This is a genomic window from Weissella viridescens (assembly GCF_001437355.1).
In the GTDB taxonomy this organism is placed as follows: domain Bacteria; phylum Bacillota; class Bacilli; order Lactobacillales; family Lactobacillaceae; genus Weissella; species Weissella viridescens.
This window is the reverse complement of sequence record NZ_JQBM01000001.1, coordinates 359,535-374,360: the sequence shown is the minus strand read 5'-3', so window position 1 is coordinate 374,360 and position 14,826 is coordinate 359,535. Positions and strand designations below refer to the sequence as shown.

The following is a 14,826-nucleotide window of genomic DNA, read 5'->3' as shown; positions in this document are numbered from 1 at the left end:
CATGTTAGATTTACATGATTATATTAAAGCGATTCCTAATTTTCCGGAAGAAGGTATCATTTTTCGGGACATCACACCGCTCTTAGCGGATGGAGCAGCTTATCAACAAGCGACTTCAGAAATTGTCGCCTATGCAAAAGCACGTGATGTGAATGTCATCGTTGGACCTGAATCGCGTGGTTTCTTGGTTGGTGCCCCTGTTGCAAATGAAATGGGACTAGGTTTAGTTCCAGCGCGCAAGCCTGGTAAATTACCACGCGAGGTTGTTTCTGAGAGTTATCAACTTGAGTATGGTACAGCTAGCCTAGAAATGCATACAGACGCAATTAAGCCAGGTGATAAGGTTTTAATTACCGATGATTTATTGGCTACTGGTGGGACAATCGAGGCGACCATTAAGTTGGTTGAAGCGCTTGGTGGAACTGTGGTTGGTTTAGCTTTCTTTATTGAACTAGCCGGTCTTAAAGGCCGTGAACGCTTAGACGGCTATGATATTCTCGCTTTGCTTGAATACTAAACATATCAAGATAAAATAAAAGCCCATTACGTTAATTTAGCGTAATGGGCTTTTTTATTGAATGTTTGGACGATATAGACTTTTGACTTTACCTAATATCGTTAAGGAACGTGAGATTACTGGCGTGAGTTTGGTGTTTTCGGGTTCAAGTCGAAAATGGTCAGCCTCATGAAAAAAACGATAGACTTGCTTGGGGTGTTCAGGTAAGTCGACTAAAATAATGTCACCATCCTGAGCAGTGTCTTGCCGGTGGACGATTAGCATATCTCCAGGCAAAATACCTAGTTCAATCATGGTTTCATTTTGTTGGGCAACGATGAAGAAGGCGTCTTGATCGGCGATTCATTGTTCAGGAACAGGAATGTAATCAACATCATCTTGATTTTCAATGTTATTATCTGGATCAAAGCGCGGAACCATATTTAGGGATGCTGGAGCCTGCTCTAGCACTCGTAATCCGCTAGGGGTCACATGAAAAGAGCGAGATTTGGTCGCTTTTTTTGTTAATAATCCTTTTTTGATTAGGCGATTGATGTGACCATGCACGGTTGCGGTTGAGGCTAAGTGGACATGTTCGGCAATTTCACGTACGGTTGGGGCATATCCAGTCATTGTTTGTTGTTCATGGATGTACCTGAGAATTGCAATTTGATTTGATTCAGCCATTTAGTTATGCTCGTTTCACATTTTTTAATATAATAAGCCAAAAAATGGATAATTGCCAGCCGAAATTGAGAAATTCATGTTAAAATGTATGGTAGAAGACTAGAAGGAGACGTGATAGCGATGGCTGAAAATGAAGATAAGCATGTAGAAGAAGTCGATTTAGAAATTGATCCTGTCAACACAGAGGATATTGAACACGATGCTTCTGAAGCAGAAGATAGTCAAGCACCGGTGGATGATCACATGGTTGCTGTTCGTGAACGGATTAATGAATTAGCTGCTAAAGCTAAGACTGATGAAGGATTGACCGAGGAAGAAACGAAAGAACGCGCTGACTTACGTCAAGAGTTTTTAGAGAACTTCCGGAAGTCATTCCGTTCGCAAATTGAAATGTTACAAGTCTATGATGACGATGGTAATGAAGTGACGCCTGAAAAGGTGCGCCAAATCCAACGTGATAAAGGACTGCGTGACGACTAATTGGCGTAACCAATGCTGTAAAAATTAAGAATTAAATGGAGAGTATCATGAGTACAGGAATTTGGATTTTGATTGTTGTTGTAGCAGCTTTGCTAGGGGCTGCTGGTGGTTTCTTTTTGGCTCGTCGCACAATGGAGAGCTACTTGAAGAAGAACCCACCAATTAGTGAAGACATGATGCGTTCAATGATGACGTCAATGGGACAAAAGCCTTCACAAAAGAAGTTGAACCAAATGATGGCGCAAATGAAAGCCCAATCAGCTCAATCAACTAAGAAGTAAAATAAAAAAGGTTACCCAGCGGGTAACCTTTTTTTATTTTGCCTTTGGATCAACATAGACGAAGTTAGGGTCCAGTTGTGTATCTAAGGTTTTAAATGCATCTGTTAATTGTTTATCAATTGCGGCAGTTGTGTCATCGTTTAATTTCATTTTTTTATCGATGGAGATGGGTTCGCCAACTCCGATTGCAACGCCTCCACGTTTAAATGGGTTAAACAATTCACCTAAAGTTAGCGGCCCTTGATAAACAACTGGAACCAGTGGCTTACCTGATGTTTTGGCAATGACAACTGAACCACCCTTTAACTTTTGCGAGTGACGTGATCCAGAAGGGAACATAATCAAGCTTAAGTCAGTTTTCTTTAAAATGTTGACAGGTGTTTTGATTGCTGAAAGTCCTGGATTTTCGCGATCAACTGAAAAGGCATTGGCATGGACTAAAATCCAGCGTAAAATAGGGTTCTTAAAGAGCTCTTTTTTAGCCATAAAGGCAAAATGCTTGGGCCAGGCCATCATGGCAAAATAAATCATATCCCACAGGGCACGGTGCGGTCCAACAATAATATAGTTGCCAGTCGTGGGTAGGTTTTCTTTTCCCACAACGCGATAGCGACCATTAAATACCCAAAGAACAAATGTGACGACATAGCGTCCGACTGTATAAAACATAATTAACCTCCTGATTGTGACAATATATTATCCCACACGGGTTTGCGCATGGCAATGGATGAGAAATGGAGTAAAGGAATGGATGTAGAATTAAAACCAGGTGAACGTATTGATATGTTGTATCAAGATCAGGTTCATATTATTCAAAGTAAAGATGTTTTTTCATTTTCGCTTGATGCTGTTTTGTTAGCAAACTTTGCCAACCCAAGAAAAAATGGGCGTGGCTTGACGGTTGATTTAGGGAGTGGCAATGGGGCCATTCCATTATTCATGGCACACAAGGTGCAAGGGCAAATCGTGGGTGTAGAAATCCAACCTGAATTAGCCGAAATGGCCCGACGCTCAGTCGCAATGAATCAACTTGAAGATAAGATTACCATTAAAAACGAAGATATGCGGGATATCTTTAGTGATATTCGTCCGGGAAGTGCCGATACAGTTGTCTCAAATCCGCCTTACTTTGCAGTCGATTCCGAAAAGACGGTGATGAAAGAAGATGAACATTATGCGATTGCTCGCCATGAAATCAAGGCTGACCTCACGCTTGTGACGAAAACTGCCAATAAGTTGCTGAAAAATAAAGCACACTTTTATATGGTGCATCGTCCAGATCGTCTTTTTGAAATTCTAGATGCCTTGCGAGCAGCACATCTATCGCCTAAAAAATTGCAATTTGTTTATCCTAAACCAAATTCCGAAGCCAATATTGTTCTAATTGATGCAATCAAGGATGGGGATGGTACAGGTGCACGTATTTTACCACCAATCATTACACACAATCCCGATGGTAGCTATCGTCAAGAAATCCTTGATATTTACGAAGGCAAAAACCAAGATGACTAAACAGTACTATATGTATGTCTTGTTAACGGCTGATGGTTTATTTTACGGTGGTTTTACTGATGATGTTGGTAAACGTCTAGCGACACATAATGCAGGTAAGGGCGCTAAATTTACGCGGCCTAAAGCCCGGCGCCCATTACGATTATTGTATGCAGAGGCATTTGATAACAAAAGTGATGCGCTTAAAGCAGAAGCGGCCTTTAAGAAGCTAACGCGATCGAATAAAGAAACATTCTTACATGAACGAGGCGTGTTTGATTTTTAGACTTGCAGTCTGTTTGGAAATCATGTAGAATATCTTATTGTTCGTGAAATCGGACAAAATACGCACTAATTTCAATAGTTTGGCAGGTGCCCCAACTGGGTCGTCGAATTACAGGCGAAATTAGGTGGAAAAACATTTGGAGGAAGATATACTCATGGCAGTAATCTCAATGAAGCAATTGCTTGAAGCTGGTGTCCACTTCGGTCACCAAACACGTCGTTGGAACCCAAAGATGCAAGAATTCATCTTTACGGAACGTAACGGAATCTACATCATCGATTTGCAAAAGACAGTTAAGTTGGTTGATAAGGCTTACAACTTTATGCGCGATGAAGCAGCTGATGGTGCTATCTTCTTGTTCGTTGGAACTAAGAAGCAAGCGCAAGACGCTATTGCTGAAGAAGCAACACGTGCTAACCAATACTTCGTTAACCACCGTTGGTTGGGTGGAACTTTGACAAACTGGGAAACAATCCAAAAGCGTGTTGCACGTTTGAAGGAATTGCGTGCCATGTCTGAAGACGGTACTTTTGAAGTATTGCCAAAGAAGGAAGTTTCATTGTTGATCAAGCAACGTGAAAAGTTGGAAAAGTTCTTGGGTGGTATCGCTGACATGCCACGTATCCCTGATGTTATGTACATCGTGGATCCACACAAGGAACAATTGGCTGTTGAAGAAGCACACAAGTTGAACATTCCTATCGTGGCTATGGTTGACACAAATGCTGATCCAGACCAAATCGATGTTATCATCCCATCTAACGATGATGCTATTCGTGCCGTTCGTTTGATCACTGCTAAGATGGCAGATGCAATCATCGAAGGTAACCAAGGTGAAGACTCAGTTGAAGAAGAATTGACTGCAGTTAACGCTGAAGAAGACGGTCGTGTTGACACAATCGTTGACTTGACTGAACTTGTTGAAGGTAACAAGGAAGTTTAAGTGAAATAAAACTACAAGTCTCGTGCTTGTAGTTTTTTTTTATCAATTCACAGATACTTTTGAAGATATTGTGAAAATCGCTAGAAATTTCGCCGAATTTCAGTTATACTGAATTAGAAAAAATTATGCATTAAACAAGGAGACCACAAAAATGGCAATTAAAGCTGCTCAAGTTAAAGAATTACGTGAAATGACTGGTGTTGGAATGATGGACGCCAAGAAGGCTTTGGTAGAAACAGACGGAGATATGGAAAAGGCCGTTGATGTTTTGCGCGAAAAGGGAATGGCAAAGGCTGCTAAGAAGGCTGATGCTGTTGCTGCTGAAGGAATGACATTCGTTGTTGAAGCTGGAAACAAGGCTGCTATCATCGAATTGAACTCACAAACTGATTTCGTGGCCGGAAACAAGGAATTTAATGACTTGTTGAAGACTGTTGCGCAAACAATTGTTGATAACGAACCAGCTGATGTTGAAGCTGCTTTGAACTTGGACATTGATGGCGAAACAATGAACGAATTGATCATTCACACAACTCAAGTGACTGGTGAAAAGATTACATTGCGTCGTTTCCAAGTTATCGAAAAGCAAGACGGTCAATCAATGGGTATCTACTCACACATGGGTGGACGTATCTCAGCTATCGTACTTATCGATGGTGCTGATGACGAAACTGCTAAGGACGTTGCTATGCACGTTGCAGCTATCAACCCTAAGTTCATCTCAAGCGACCAAGTGCCTGAAGACCAATTGGCACACGAAAAGGAAGTCTTGATGAATGCTGAAGACCTTGAAGGTAAGCCTGAAAACATCAAGGAAAAGATGGTTGAAGGACGTTTGAAGAAGTATCTTTCAGAAATTTCATTGAACGACCAACCTTACGTTAAGGGTGACGGTAAGGAAACTGTAAGCGAATACGTATCATCTAAGGGTGGTAAGGTTGTTGAATTCGTTCGCTACGAAGTTGGTGAAGGTATGGAAAAGGCTGAAAATGACTTCGCTGCTGAAGTTGCGGCACAAATTGGTTAATCCGAACTAGTAGAGGATAGATAAATCATGGCAAATGTTAAATATAAGCGTATTTTATTGAAATTATCCGGTGAAGCCCTTGCTGGGGAACGTGGTTTTGGGATTGATCCTGAAACTGTGACTCAAGTTGCGGCTGACATCAAGGATGTCTATGAGCTTGGAATTGAAATTGCCATTGTTGTTGGTGGTGGAAATCTTTGGCGTGGTGAAGCCGGTGCCCAAATGGGTATGGAACGCGCCCAAGCTGACTATGTTGGTATGTTAGGAACAACGATGAATGCCTTAGCATTGCAAGATGCTTTGGAATCAGCCGGTGTCCCAACACGTGTCCAAACAGCGATTGAAATGCGCCAAGTTGCCGAACCTTACGTTCGTCGTAAGGCTGTCCGTCATTTGGAAAAGGGTCGTGTTGTTATTTTTGGTGCCGGAACCGGTTCACCATACTTTTCAACAGACACCACTGCCGCATTGCGTGCAGCTGAAATCAATGCTGAAGCCATTTTGATGGCTAAGAATGGTGTTGATGGTGTCTATTCTGCCGATCCTCGTACACATCCAGATGCAACTATGTTTGAATCATTAACGCACGAAGATATCATTGATAAAGATTTAAAGGTTATGGACTCAACTGCCTCAACCCTTGCACGTGATAACGATATTAACTTGGTGATTTTCAATATGAATACAGCAGGTAATATCAAGCGTGTGGTTGAAGGTGAAAACGTTGGAACTACCGTGGAGGCTAGTCATTAATGGCAAACGAAATTATTGAGCAAGCGCAAGACAAGATGGCTAAGGCCAACGATGCTTTGCGTAAAGAATTAAGTGAAATTCGAGCTGGGGTGGCAAACCCTTCAATTTTACGTAATGTCAATGTTGATTACTATGGTGCCGAAACACCATTGAACCAAATTGCATCAATTTCTGTACCAGAAGCACGCGTGCTTTTGATTACACCTTTTGATAAGTCTGCTCTAAAGGACATCGAACAAGCTTTGTTCGCTGCTGACCTTGGATTGACTCCTGCTAATGATGGTTCAGTGATTCGTTTGGTGATTCCTGCTTTGACTGAAGAAAGTCGTAAGGACTTAGCTAAAGAAGTTAAGGGAATTGCTGAAAAGTCAAAGGTGGCTGTTCGTTCAGCTCGCCGAGACGCCATGGATGCAAGTAAGCGTGCTTTGAAAGATGGTGATTTGTCTGAAGATGAAGCCCACCAATTAGAAGACGATATCCAAAAGGCAACTGATGCTGCAACTAAGCAAGTTGATGAAATTGCTGCGGATAAAGAAAAAGAATTACTTACAATTTAATTTCAACTTAAAAAAAGCAGTTATCAGGTCTATGGCCTGGGACTGCTTTTTTGTCTAATAACTATGATGTAAGGGAAGAACAATGCAGAAAAAAAGAATTCACGCCATTGATATTGCTAAAGGCATGGCAATTCTATTGGTTGTTTTTGGTCACGCCGTACAAGGGATTAATTCAAGTGAACACTTAGGCTTTACGACTGCTTGGAGTTCCATTTATATTACGAAAGCAGTGATTTATTCATTTCACATGCCTGCTTTCTTTATCTTGAGTGGTCTATTTGTCAATCATTGGCTACAAAAACCAACGAGGGTCGCTTTTTGGGATAAAGTTAAACGGTTGGTTTATCCGTACTTTGTTTGGTCTATTATTTTAGGAACGATCATGCAGGTTGTTCAAAAATATACCAATGGTGGGTTGGGCTTTAAAGAAGTCATCCAAGCACCGATCGTGCCTTTTTCCGAATATTGGTATTTATACTTGCTCTTCTTCTTCTTTATGACCTATTTAGTGGTTGCAAAGCTTTGCCCACGTGGATACAAACCATTGTTACTCATTATTGGAGCCTTGCTATTTATCGGATACCCATTTTTCCCAGATGTCTGGATTTTAATCAAGTTTAGTAAGTTCTTTATCTTCTTTGCTTTAGGGACCTATTTATTGGAGTTCTTTACGGCTGAAGAAAAGCGAAACCATACGTGGATTGGCTTTGGGCTTAGTACGGGCGCATTTATTTTTGTTGAAACATTATATATTCTCATCCTGCGCGCCAATCATGTTGTATTAAGTAACTATACTTGGTTTTTTACGGCAATTATTGGAACGGCGATGCTTTGTTTTGCTGCTAAATTAATTGCGACGCAAGCAAATCACAGGTCAGTAAGAGCGTTAGAATATACGGGTGTCATTTCGATGCAAATTTATGTGATGCATATTATTCCGTTAGCTGGAACACGAATCTTCTTACTTCGTTTTGTGCATGTTACGAATTTATGGTTAGTCGCTATGATTATTTTCATGGTGGCTTTGATTTTTTCATATCTTGGATCATATATCATTAAGCGGTGTCATTTAAATGAATGGTTGTTTGCTGAGAAATAAAAGTCTTTTCCAATCGTTGCAGCTTAAGGTAGGATTTAAAAATAATATGTATTATTTGTTTCAAGAATGTTATAATTGTGTATTATTAAGCTTTGAAACGAGGGAATTAAGCATGGCTAATGAATATAATTCACGTTCGGAACGTCGCGAACATGAAGAAGAAGAACACCGGCATCAAGAAGCCACTGGGGCGGCAACTGCCAATGCAAATGGGTCTGGACCAAAAAAGCCTCGTCATAAAAAAAGTCCATGGCGTTGGTTGCTATATCTTTTAATTTTGATTGTGATTGCACTCTTTGTTTTTGGTGGCATGCTCTATGCTAAGTCAAAAGGTGCGGTTGATAGTTCATACAAGCCTTCTAACATCAAGAAAGCGCGGGATGTCGATCAAGTCTTAAAGGATGGTAAGCCATTCTCAGTTTTGCTTCTAGGAACTGATACGGGTGAATTTGGTCGGGACTACAAGGGTCGTACCGATTCAATGATGTTGGTTACCGTTAATCCAAAGGAAGAAAAGACGACTATTATGTCAATTCCGCGTGATTCATTGGTCGCTGTACCAGGACACGAAAGTGAATTTCCTTCAAAGATTAACGCTGCCTATGAATACGGTTCTTCGGCCGCAACCATTAAAACGGTACAAGATTGGTTGAACGTACCCATTGATTTCTATGCCTTAGTTAACATGGGTGGTTTGGAAAAAGTGGTTGATCAAGTTGGTGGTATTGAAGTGACGTCACCTTTGACCTTTGATTTCAATCCTGAAACTGCACATTCTGAAGGTGATAATCTTTATCACTTTACGAAGGGGTCATCAACCTTCACGCATACTAAGAACGGAAAGACCACTACATCTAACACAATGAATGGTGATGATGCCTTAGCGTTCTCAAGAATGCGTTATGCTGATCCAAACGGAGACTATGGTCGTCAAGAACGTCAACGTTTAGTAATGCAAGGTATCCTAGATAAAATCAAACAAAACCCAACAAAGGTACTTTCAAGTAACTTTATTGAAGAAATTGGGAAGTCAACGCAAACTGATATGACATTCGGAGATGTTATGAAGGTCGGTACCAAGTATATAAGTGCGGCGAATAATATTGAGTCTGACCACATTCAAGGAAATGGTTACAACCTTTCATCTGGATCTACCGAAGTTGTTTATCGTGGTGAACAACAACGTGCCACGGATGTGTTACGCAAATCATTAGATTTGAATCCAAAGCAAACTGGAAACCTTTATAGCGGTGATGTTTCAGACGAAACAATTATTGCGAATGGGGTACCAACACTTGCACAGTCAGAAGCATTGTCAAATAAGGATGGCGATACAGCGGATATTGCCCCACAAACTGATGGCGTTGCAACGGGCTCTGCCGGTGGAACAGCATCAAATTAATCGAAAAAGCATTGAAGCATAAGCTTCAATGCTTTTTTTGTCTATACCAATTTGAAATAAGCAGCCATAAAATCTCGTGTTTAAAGCCCTAACTATACCAATTCAATCAATTGGTTCGTTGACTATACCATTATTCAAATTGTATAATAATGAAAGTGATAAAATCAAACAACGCATAATAGCGCATTTTAAAGGAGATTACACATATGTATTGTGGAATTGTTGGATATACAGGGTTAAACTACCAATCTGCTCCCATCTTATTAAAGGGACTACAAAAATTAGAATATCGTGGTTATGATTCAGCTGGAATTTTTGTTCCAGATGTTGCTGATAACATGGACCAATTGGTTAAAGAAAAGGGTCGTGTTGCAGAATTGGTTGACCTTGTTGATCGTTCAGATGTTTCAGGAACTGCCGGAATTGCGCACACACGTTGGGCAACTCATGGTGTGCCATCAGTCGAAAATGCTCACCCACAAATGAGTGCCAACGAGCGTTTTTACTTGGTTCACAACGGGGTGATTGAAAACTACCTTGAACTAAAGCACAAGTACTTGACTGATGTACCATTCGTTTCTGATACAGACACTGAAGTTGCTGTACAATTAGTGGCTAAGTTTGTTGAAGAAGGTTTGACAACATTTGAAGCTTTGCAAAAGATGACGAGTCTGCTTGCTGATAACTCAGCTTATGGATTCTTATTGATGGATGATCAAGAACCAGATACGATGTATGTGGCTAAGCGTAAGTCACCACTTTTGATTGGAATTGGTGAAGACTTTAACGTTGTTACTTCAGACGCCATCGCCATGCTTGACGAAACACATGACTTCATTGAATTGAATGATGATGAAATTGGTGTGATTAAGCCTGAATCTGTTCGTTTGTTCAACCGTGAAGGTGAAGAAATTAGCCGTGAACCTTTCCACGTGGATATCGACGCTTCTGAAACAGATAAGGGAACGTACGAATATTACATGCTTAAGGAAATTGATGAGCAACCAGTTGCCATCCGTCGCATGTTGGATAAGTATTTTGGAGACACTGGTGAAATCTTGATTGGTGACCAAATTTTGAATGATATTAAGGCCGCTGATCGTATCTATATCGTCGCAGCTGGTACGTCATACCACTCAGGTCTAATTGGGGCCCGCATATTTGAAAGTTGGTCAGGTATTCCAACTGAAGTCCATGTTTCATCTGAATTTGCATATGAACAACCATTGCTTTCAGAAAACCCATTCTTTATCTTCTTATCACAATCAGGAGAAACAGCTGATTCACGTGAAGTTTTGCAAAACGTGAACCGCGCTGGATTTAAGTCATTGACGATGACTAACGTTGAAAAGTCAACACTTTGGCGTGAAGCAACATATGCTTTGCCATTGATGGCTGGTCCTGAAATTGCTGTTGCCTCAACGAAGGCATACATTGCGCAAGTTACATTGCAAGCCATTTTGGCCTACGCATTGTCAGACCGCATTGACCTTGATCTTGAACAAGAACTATCAAAGATTGCTGTTGATATTCAAGCAATTGTTGACGATAAGGCTGTCTTTGAGAAGGTTGCTAATGAATTATTGGTACCAGCACACAGCGCCTTTTACATTGGTCGTGGAGCTGATGCCGACGTTTCATTGGAAGCGGCTTTGAAGTTGAAGGAAATCTCATATGTACAAGCTGAAGGATTCCCTGCTGGAGAATTGAAGCACGGTACATTGGCTTTGATTGAAGATGGTACACCAGTGATTGCTTTGTTGACGCAACCAAAGACTGCTGGATTGGTTCGTGGAAATATTGCTGAAACCCAGGCACGTGGAGCTAACGCGTACACGATTACAACAAAGGCTTTGGCTGAACCAGGTGACACGGGCTATGTCCTACCTGATGTTGATCCATTGCTTGCACCTTTGTTATCAGTTGTGCCAACACAACTTTTGGCATACTACACATCATTGGGCCGTGGTTTGGATGTTGATCATCCTCGTAACTTGGCTAAGTCAGTGACTGTGCAATAAACACATCAAAATAAAAAGTTCGATTGGTTGCAACCAGTCGAGCTTTTTTTGTGGTTAGATGAATCCATCAGTTCGGAACAGGGGCCTAATTTCTTTCAACGAAGCCCGCCGATTATCCTAAATATTTGCTATACTAAAGAGAAAGAAAAAAAGGAGACCACATATGAAACTGGCGACACTACCCAAAGAATTTCAAGATGCCTTACCTATTTTAGAGACAATCGAAGCTGCTGGCTATGAAGCCTATTTTGTTGGGGGTTCTGTCCGGGACACCCTCTTGGGTAAGCCAATTCATGATGTGGACATCGCCACGTCGGCTTTTCCTGCTGAAATTAAAAGTTTGTTTAACAAGACAGTTGATACCGGCATTGAGCATGGAACAGTCATGATTTTGGACCATGGAACTGGTTATGAAACAACGACATTTCGAACAGAATCAGACTACACGGATTTTCGACGCCCTGATTCAGTATCTTTTGTTCGTTCGTTGAGTGAAGACTTAAAGCGCCGGGACTTTACAGTAAATGCACTGGCTTTAACTGCAAGCGGCGAAGTGATTGACCATTTTGGTGGGCTAGATGATTTGGATAACCATGTGTTGCGGGCAGTCGGTGAACCGTCAGAACGTTTCCACGAAGATGCTTTACGGATGATGCGAGCAGTTCGTTTTGCAGCTCAATTAAATTTTGAAATCGAATCAAATACCCAACAAGCCATCCTTGACCATGCGGCCTTGTTGGCCAATATATCAATTGAACGGATTAATGTTGAATTTACCAAGTTATTACAAGCGCCAGCAGCGACCTATGGTATTTTAGAAATGCTTAAAGGTCATTTAAATGCGTATATGTCAGGCTTGGCTTCATCTGATATCGATTTAATTGGTCTAGCTGAATTAGAAGAGACGGCGCAACCACAAGATGACGCCCAAGCATGGACGTTATTAGTTTTTGAATTAGGATTAACGCCTGACGATGCGGGGATTTTTCTGCGTAACTGGAAACATAGCAAAGACTTAATCAAAACAGTTCAGACGAGCATTACGCTACTAAACGCACTTCGGTTAGGTGAGGTGTCTGATTGGGAGTTGTATCAAGCTGGACCAGCCATTCAAACGGCGTTAGCAGTCGTAGCCTTGTCAGAACTACCAATTGATGGTCAGGCCTTACAGGTGCGCTATCAAGCCCTGCCAATCCACAGTCGTGCAGAATTAGCTATTACTGGTGGTGACTTGGCAAAAAATTTGCAGCAAAAGCCCGGACCATTGTTCGGCAAAATCTTAAATCAATTGGAACATGAAGTTGTTCTAAAACAAATTGCGAATTTGAACTCGGCGTTAGTTTATCGCGCAATTGAACTGATGGGAAAAGAGAAAAAATAACACATGAAACAATTTAGAGCAGAAAATTTAACAAGCATCTATGGGGAGAAGACGCTCTTAGATCACGTCTCATTTCTAGTTGAGACGGGTGATCGTATTGGTGTCATTGGCGTCAATGGATCTGGAAAGACGACACTGTTAAATGCCGTTTCTGGTGTTGTACCTGCCGACTCGGGGACAATTGAGACACCAAATGATTACTCGATTGGATATTTAAAGCAAGATCCTGATTTGGATGAAGACAAAAAGGTTTTGGATGCCATCTTTTCCGGGGCACAACCAGTTTTCCAACTCATTCGGGATTATGAGGCGGCCTTAGAGGCATATTCAGCAAATCCAGAGGACGTTAAGGCAGAACAACGCTTTACTAAGTTACAAAGTCAAATGGATCAAGATGATGCATGGTTAGCAGAATCTGAAGTAAAGTCAATTCTGACCCAGTTACATTTACCGGATTTAGACTTAAAGGTTAGTCAGTTATCTGGTGGACAAAAGAAGCGTGTGGGACTAGCGCAAGTTTTGATTCAAGCGCCAGATTTATTATTGTTAGACGAACCAACCAACCATTTGGATTTTGATTCAATTGCATGGTTGGAAAAATATTTGAGCGAGTATCGTGGAGCAGTTATGACCGTGACCCACGATCGCTATTTCTTAGATCATGTGACAAATCGCATTTTTGAATTATCATTTGGACACTTATATGAGTACACTGGAAATTACCAAGCTTTCGTGCAGGCCAAAGCTGAACGCGTGGCAGCTTCAAAAGTAGCAGATCATAAAAATGAACAAATGTACAAAAAAGAGTTAGCTTGGATGAAGACGGGGGCCAAAGCCCGATCAACCAAGCAAAAAGCGCGTGAAAACCGTTTCTCTGAATTAGCTGACCAACGTGGAACCCTGCAATTGGATGATGAAGTTGAAGTCTCTTTAGGTCAGTCACGACTTGGGAAAAAAGTGATTAACGTTGAACATGCTGATTTAGCTTTTGACGGTCGGGTCATTTTGAATGACTTCAATGAGTTAATTCAAGCCAATGAGCGCATTGGGATTACTGGACCAAATGGAACAGGTAAGTCAACGCTATTAAATGTGATTGCTGGCCGACAAAAATTGGATTCTGGGATTGTTGAAATTGGTGAAACCGTCAAGATGGCCTTTTACACGCAACAAACCGAGCCGATTCCCGAAGATAAGCGCGTCATTGAGTATTTAAGTGACGTGGCTGAAGCAATTGTTGATCAAGATGGGAACCGTGTTTCAGTGTCTGATCTTTTGGAGCAATTCCTATTTCCAAGTATGATGCATGGTACCTTGATTCGTAAGCTTTCTGGTGGGGAGAAACGACGTCTGTACTTATTGAAACTGCTTATGCAGGCGCCGAACGTTCTGCTCTTAGATGAGCCAACTAATGACTTAGATATCAGCACATTAACAGTGTTAGAAGATTACCTTCAAAAGTTTGTTGGAACTGTCATTACGGTTTCCCATGATCGTTATTTCCTAGACAAGGTCGCTGATAAATTATTGATTCTACACGGTGGTGGTGAAATTAGCCGTTACAATGGGTTGTTCTCGGATTACCTTAAGCAGTATGGCGCACCAACCTTAGAAAATGCACCTAGTCGCCAAAAGGCGGAAACACCGCAAAAGGAAGCGAAAGCGAATCCTGCTCCAGAAGCTGATAAACCCAAAAAGAAAAAATTGACTTGGGCTGAGAAAAAAGAATGGGAAACCATTGAAGATGAAATTGCGCAATTGGAGACAAAAGTCACTGAACTAGAAACAGCGATGGTTGAAAATGGTGCTGACTTTAGTAAATTAAGTATTTTACAACATGACTTTGATGAGACTAATCAAAGCCTTGAAGCTAAAATGAACCGTTGGGAAGAACTATCAGAACGAATTGAGGATTAAAGATA

Annotated in this window: 17 protein-coding genes; 14 read left to right on the top strand and 3 right to left on the bottom strand. The window is 41.2% G+C overall.

Annotated features, from left to right (window positions below):
• The first annotated feature begins 1 nt into the window (after window position 1).
• The gene (locus IV50_RS01795) at window positions 2-517 is read left to right on the top strand and encodes an adenine phosphoribosyltransferase (RefSeq protein ID WP_057744204.1); all 516 of its coding nucleotides are present in this window, start codon (window positions 2-4) and stop codon (window positions 515-517) included.
• Window positions 518-571: 54 nt separating this feature from the next.
• Here the strand turns inward: IV50_RS01795 and IV50_RS07720 are convergent, their stop codons facing one another.
• Together IV50_RS07720 and IV50_RS07715 are read right to left on the bottom strand one after the other, a co-directional pair.
• Window positions 572-859 carry a LexA family protein gene (locus IV50_RS07720; protein ID WP_337250188.1) on the bottom strand — a complete coding sequence of 96 codons (288 nt, stop codon included), beginning with the start codon at window positions 857-859 and terminating at the stop codon, window positions 572-574.
• Complete coding sequence (locus IV50_RS07715; protein WP_057744198.1) at window positions 860-1,183, bottom strand: LexA family protein; 324 nt, start codon at window positions 1,181-1,183, stop codon at window positions 860-862.
• A 243-nt stretch (window positions 1,184-1,426) separates the two neighbouring features.
• On the opposite strand from IV50_RS07715, the gene IV50_RS01780 reads away from it, so the two are divergent.
• Window positions 1,427-1,663 carry a DUF896 domain-containing protein gene (locus IV50_RS01780; RefSeq protein ID WP_057744639.1) on the top strand — a complete coding sequence of 79 codons (237 nt, stop codon included), beginning with the start codon at window positions 1,427-1,429 and terminating at the stop codon, window positions 1,661-1,663.
• A gap of 47 nt (window positions 1,664-1,710) precedes the next feature.
• Window positions 1,711-1,944 carry a YneF family protein gene (locus tag IV50_RS01775; RefSeq protein ID WP_057744195.1) on the top strand — a complete coding sequence of 78 codons (234 nt, stop codon included), beginning with the start codon at window positions 1,711-1,713 and terminating at the stop codon, window positions 1,942-1,944.
• Between the two features lie 33 nt (window positions 1,945-1,977).
• Here the strand turns inward: IV50_RS01775 and IV50_RS01770 are convergent, their stop codons facing one another.
• Window positions 1,978-2,613 carry a lysophospholipid acyltransferase family protein gene (locus IV50_RS01770; RefSeq protein WP_057744193.1) on the bottom strand — a complete coding sequence of 212 codons (636 nt, stop codon included), beginning with the start codon at window positions 2,611-2,613 and terminating at the stop codon, window positions 1,978-1,980.
• A gap of 78 nt (window positions 2,614-2,691) precedes the next feature.
• On the opposite strand from IV50_RS01770, the gene IV50_RS01765 reads away from it, so the two are divergent.
• From IV50_RS01765 to IV50_RS01715, 11 genes are all read left to right on the top strand, one after another.
• Complete coding sequence (locus IV50_RS01765; RefSeq protein WP_057744189.1) at window positions 2,692-3,456, top strand: tRNA1(Val) (adenine(37)-N6)-methyltransferase; 765 nt, start codon at window positions 2,692-2,694, stop codon at window positions 3,454-3,456.
• Window positions 3,449-3,721, top strand: a complete 273-nt coding sequence (locus IV50_RS01760; protein WP_057744186.1) for a GIY-YIG nuclease family protein — start codon at window positions 3,449-3,451, stop codon at window positions 3,719-3,721. Before IV50_RS01765 ends, IV50_RS01760 begins: the two co-directional genes overlap by 8 nt.
• Before the next feature lie 154 nt (window positions 3,722-3,875).
• Window positions 3,876-4,664 carry a 30S ribosomal protein S2 gene (rpsB, locus tag IV50_RS01755; protein ID WP_057744182.1) on the top strand — a complete coding sequence of 263 codons (789 nt, stop codon included), beginning with the start codon at window positions 3,876-3,878 and terminating at the stop codon, window positions 4,662-4,664.
• A 151-nt stretch (window positions 4,665-4,815) separates the two neighbouring features.
• The gene (gene tsf / locus IV50_RS01750; protein ID WP_057744179.1) at window positions 4,816-5,691 is read left to right on the top strand and encodes a translation elongation factor Ts; all 876 of its coding nucleotides are present in this window, start codon (window positions 4,816-4,818) and stop codon (window positions 5,689-5,691) included.
• Between the two features lie 27 nt (window positions 5,692-5,718).
• Window positions 5,719-6,444 carry a UMP kinase gene (gene pyrH / locus IV50_RS01745; protein WP_057744177.1) on the top strand — a complete coding sequence of 242 codons (726 nt, stop codon included), beginning with the start codon at window positions 5,719-5,721 and terminating at the stop codon, window positions 6,442-6,444.
• Entirely contained in the window at window positions 6,444-7,001 is a 558-nt protein-coding gene (frr, locus tag IV50_RS01740; RefSeq protein ID WP_057744175.1) for a ribosome recycling factor, read from the top strand. The genes pyrH and frr overlap by 1 nt, the downstream gene beginning before the upstream one ends.
• An 82-nt stretch (window positions 7,002-7,083) precedes the next feature.
• Window positions 7,084-8,100, top strand: a complete 1,017-nt coding sequence (locus tag IV50_RS01735) for an acyltransferase family protein (protein WP_057744172.1) — start codon at window positions 7,084-7,086, stop codon at window positions 8,098-8,100.
• 112 nt (window positions 8,101-8,212) lie between these two features.
• Window positions 8,213-9,502 (top strand): LCP family protein, encoded by a 1,290-nt coding sequence (locus IV50_RS01730; protein ID WP_069201657.1) that lies wholly within the window; start codon window positions 8,213-8,215, stop codon window positions 9,500-9,502.
• A gap of 206 nt (window positions 9,503-9,708) precedes the next feature.
• Window positions 9,709-11,523 carry a glutamine--fructose-6-phosphate transaminase (isomerizing) gene (gene glmS / locus IV50_RS01725; RefSeq protein WP_057744170.1) on the top strand — a complete coding sequence of 605 codons (1,815 nt, stop codon included), beginning with the start codon at window positions 9,709-9,711 and terminating at the stop codon, window positions 11,521-11,523.
• A 163-nt stretch (window positions 11,524-11,686) separates the two neighbouring features.
• Complete coding sequence (locus IV50_RS01720; protein ID WP_057744167.1) at window positions 11,687-12,904, top strand: CCA tRNA nucleotidyltransferase; 1,218 nt, start codon at window positions 11,687-11,689, stop codon at window positions 12,902-12,904.
• Window positions 12,905-12,907: 3 nt separating this feature from the next.
• Window positions 12,908-14,821 carry an ABC-F family ATP-binding cassette domain-containing protein gene (locus tag IV50_RS01715; RefSeq protein WP_057744165.1) on the top strand — a complete coding sequence of 638 codons (1,914 nt, stop codon included), beginning with the start codon at window positions 12,908-12,910 and terminating at the stop codon, window positions 14,819-14,821.
• The last annotated feature ends 5 nt before the right edge of the window (window positions 14,822-14,826 follow it).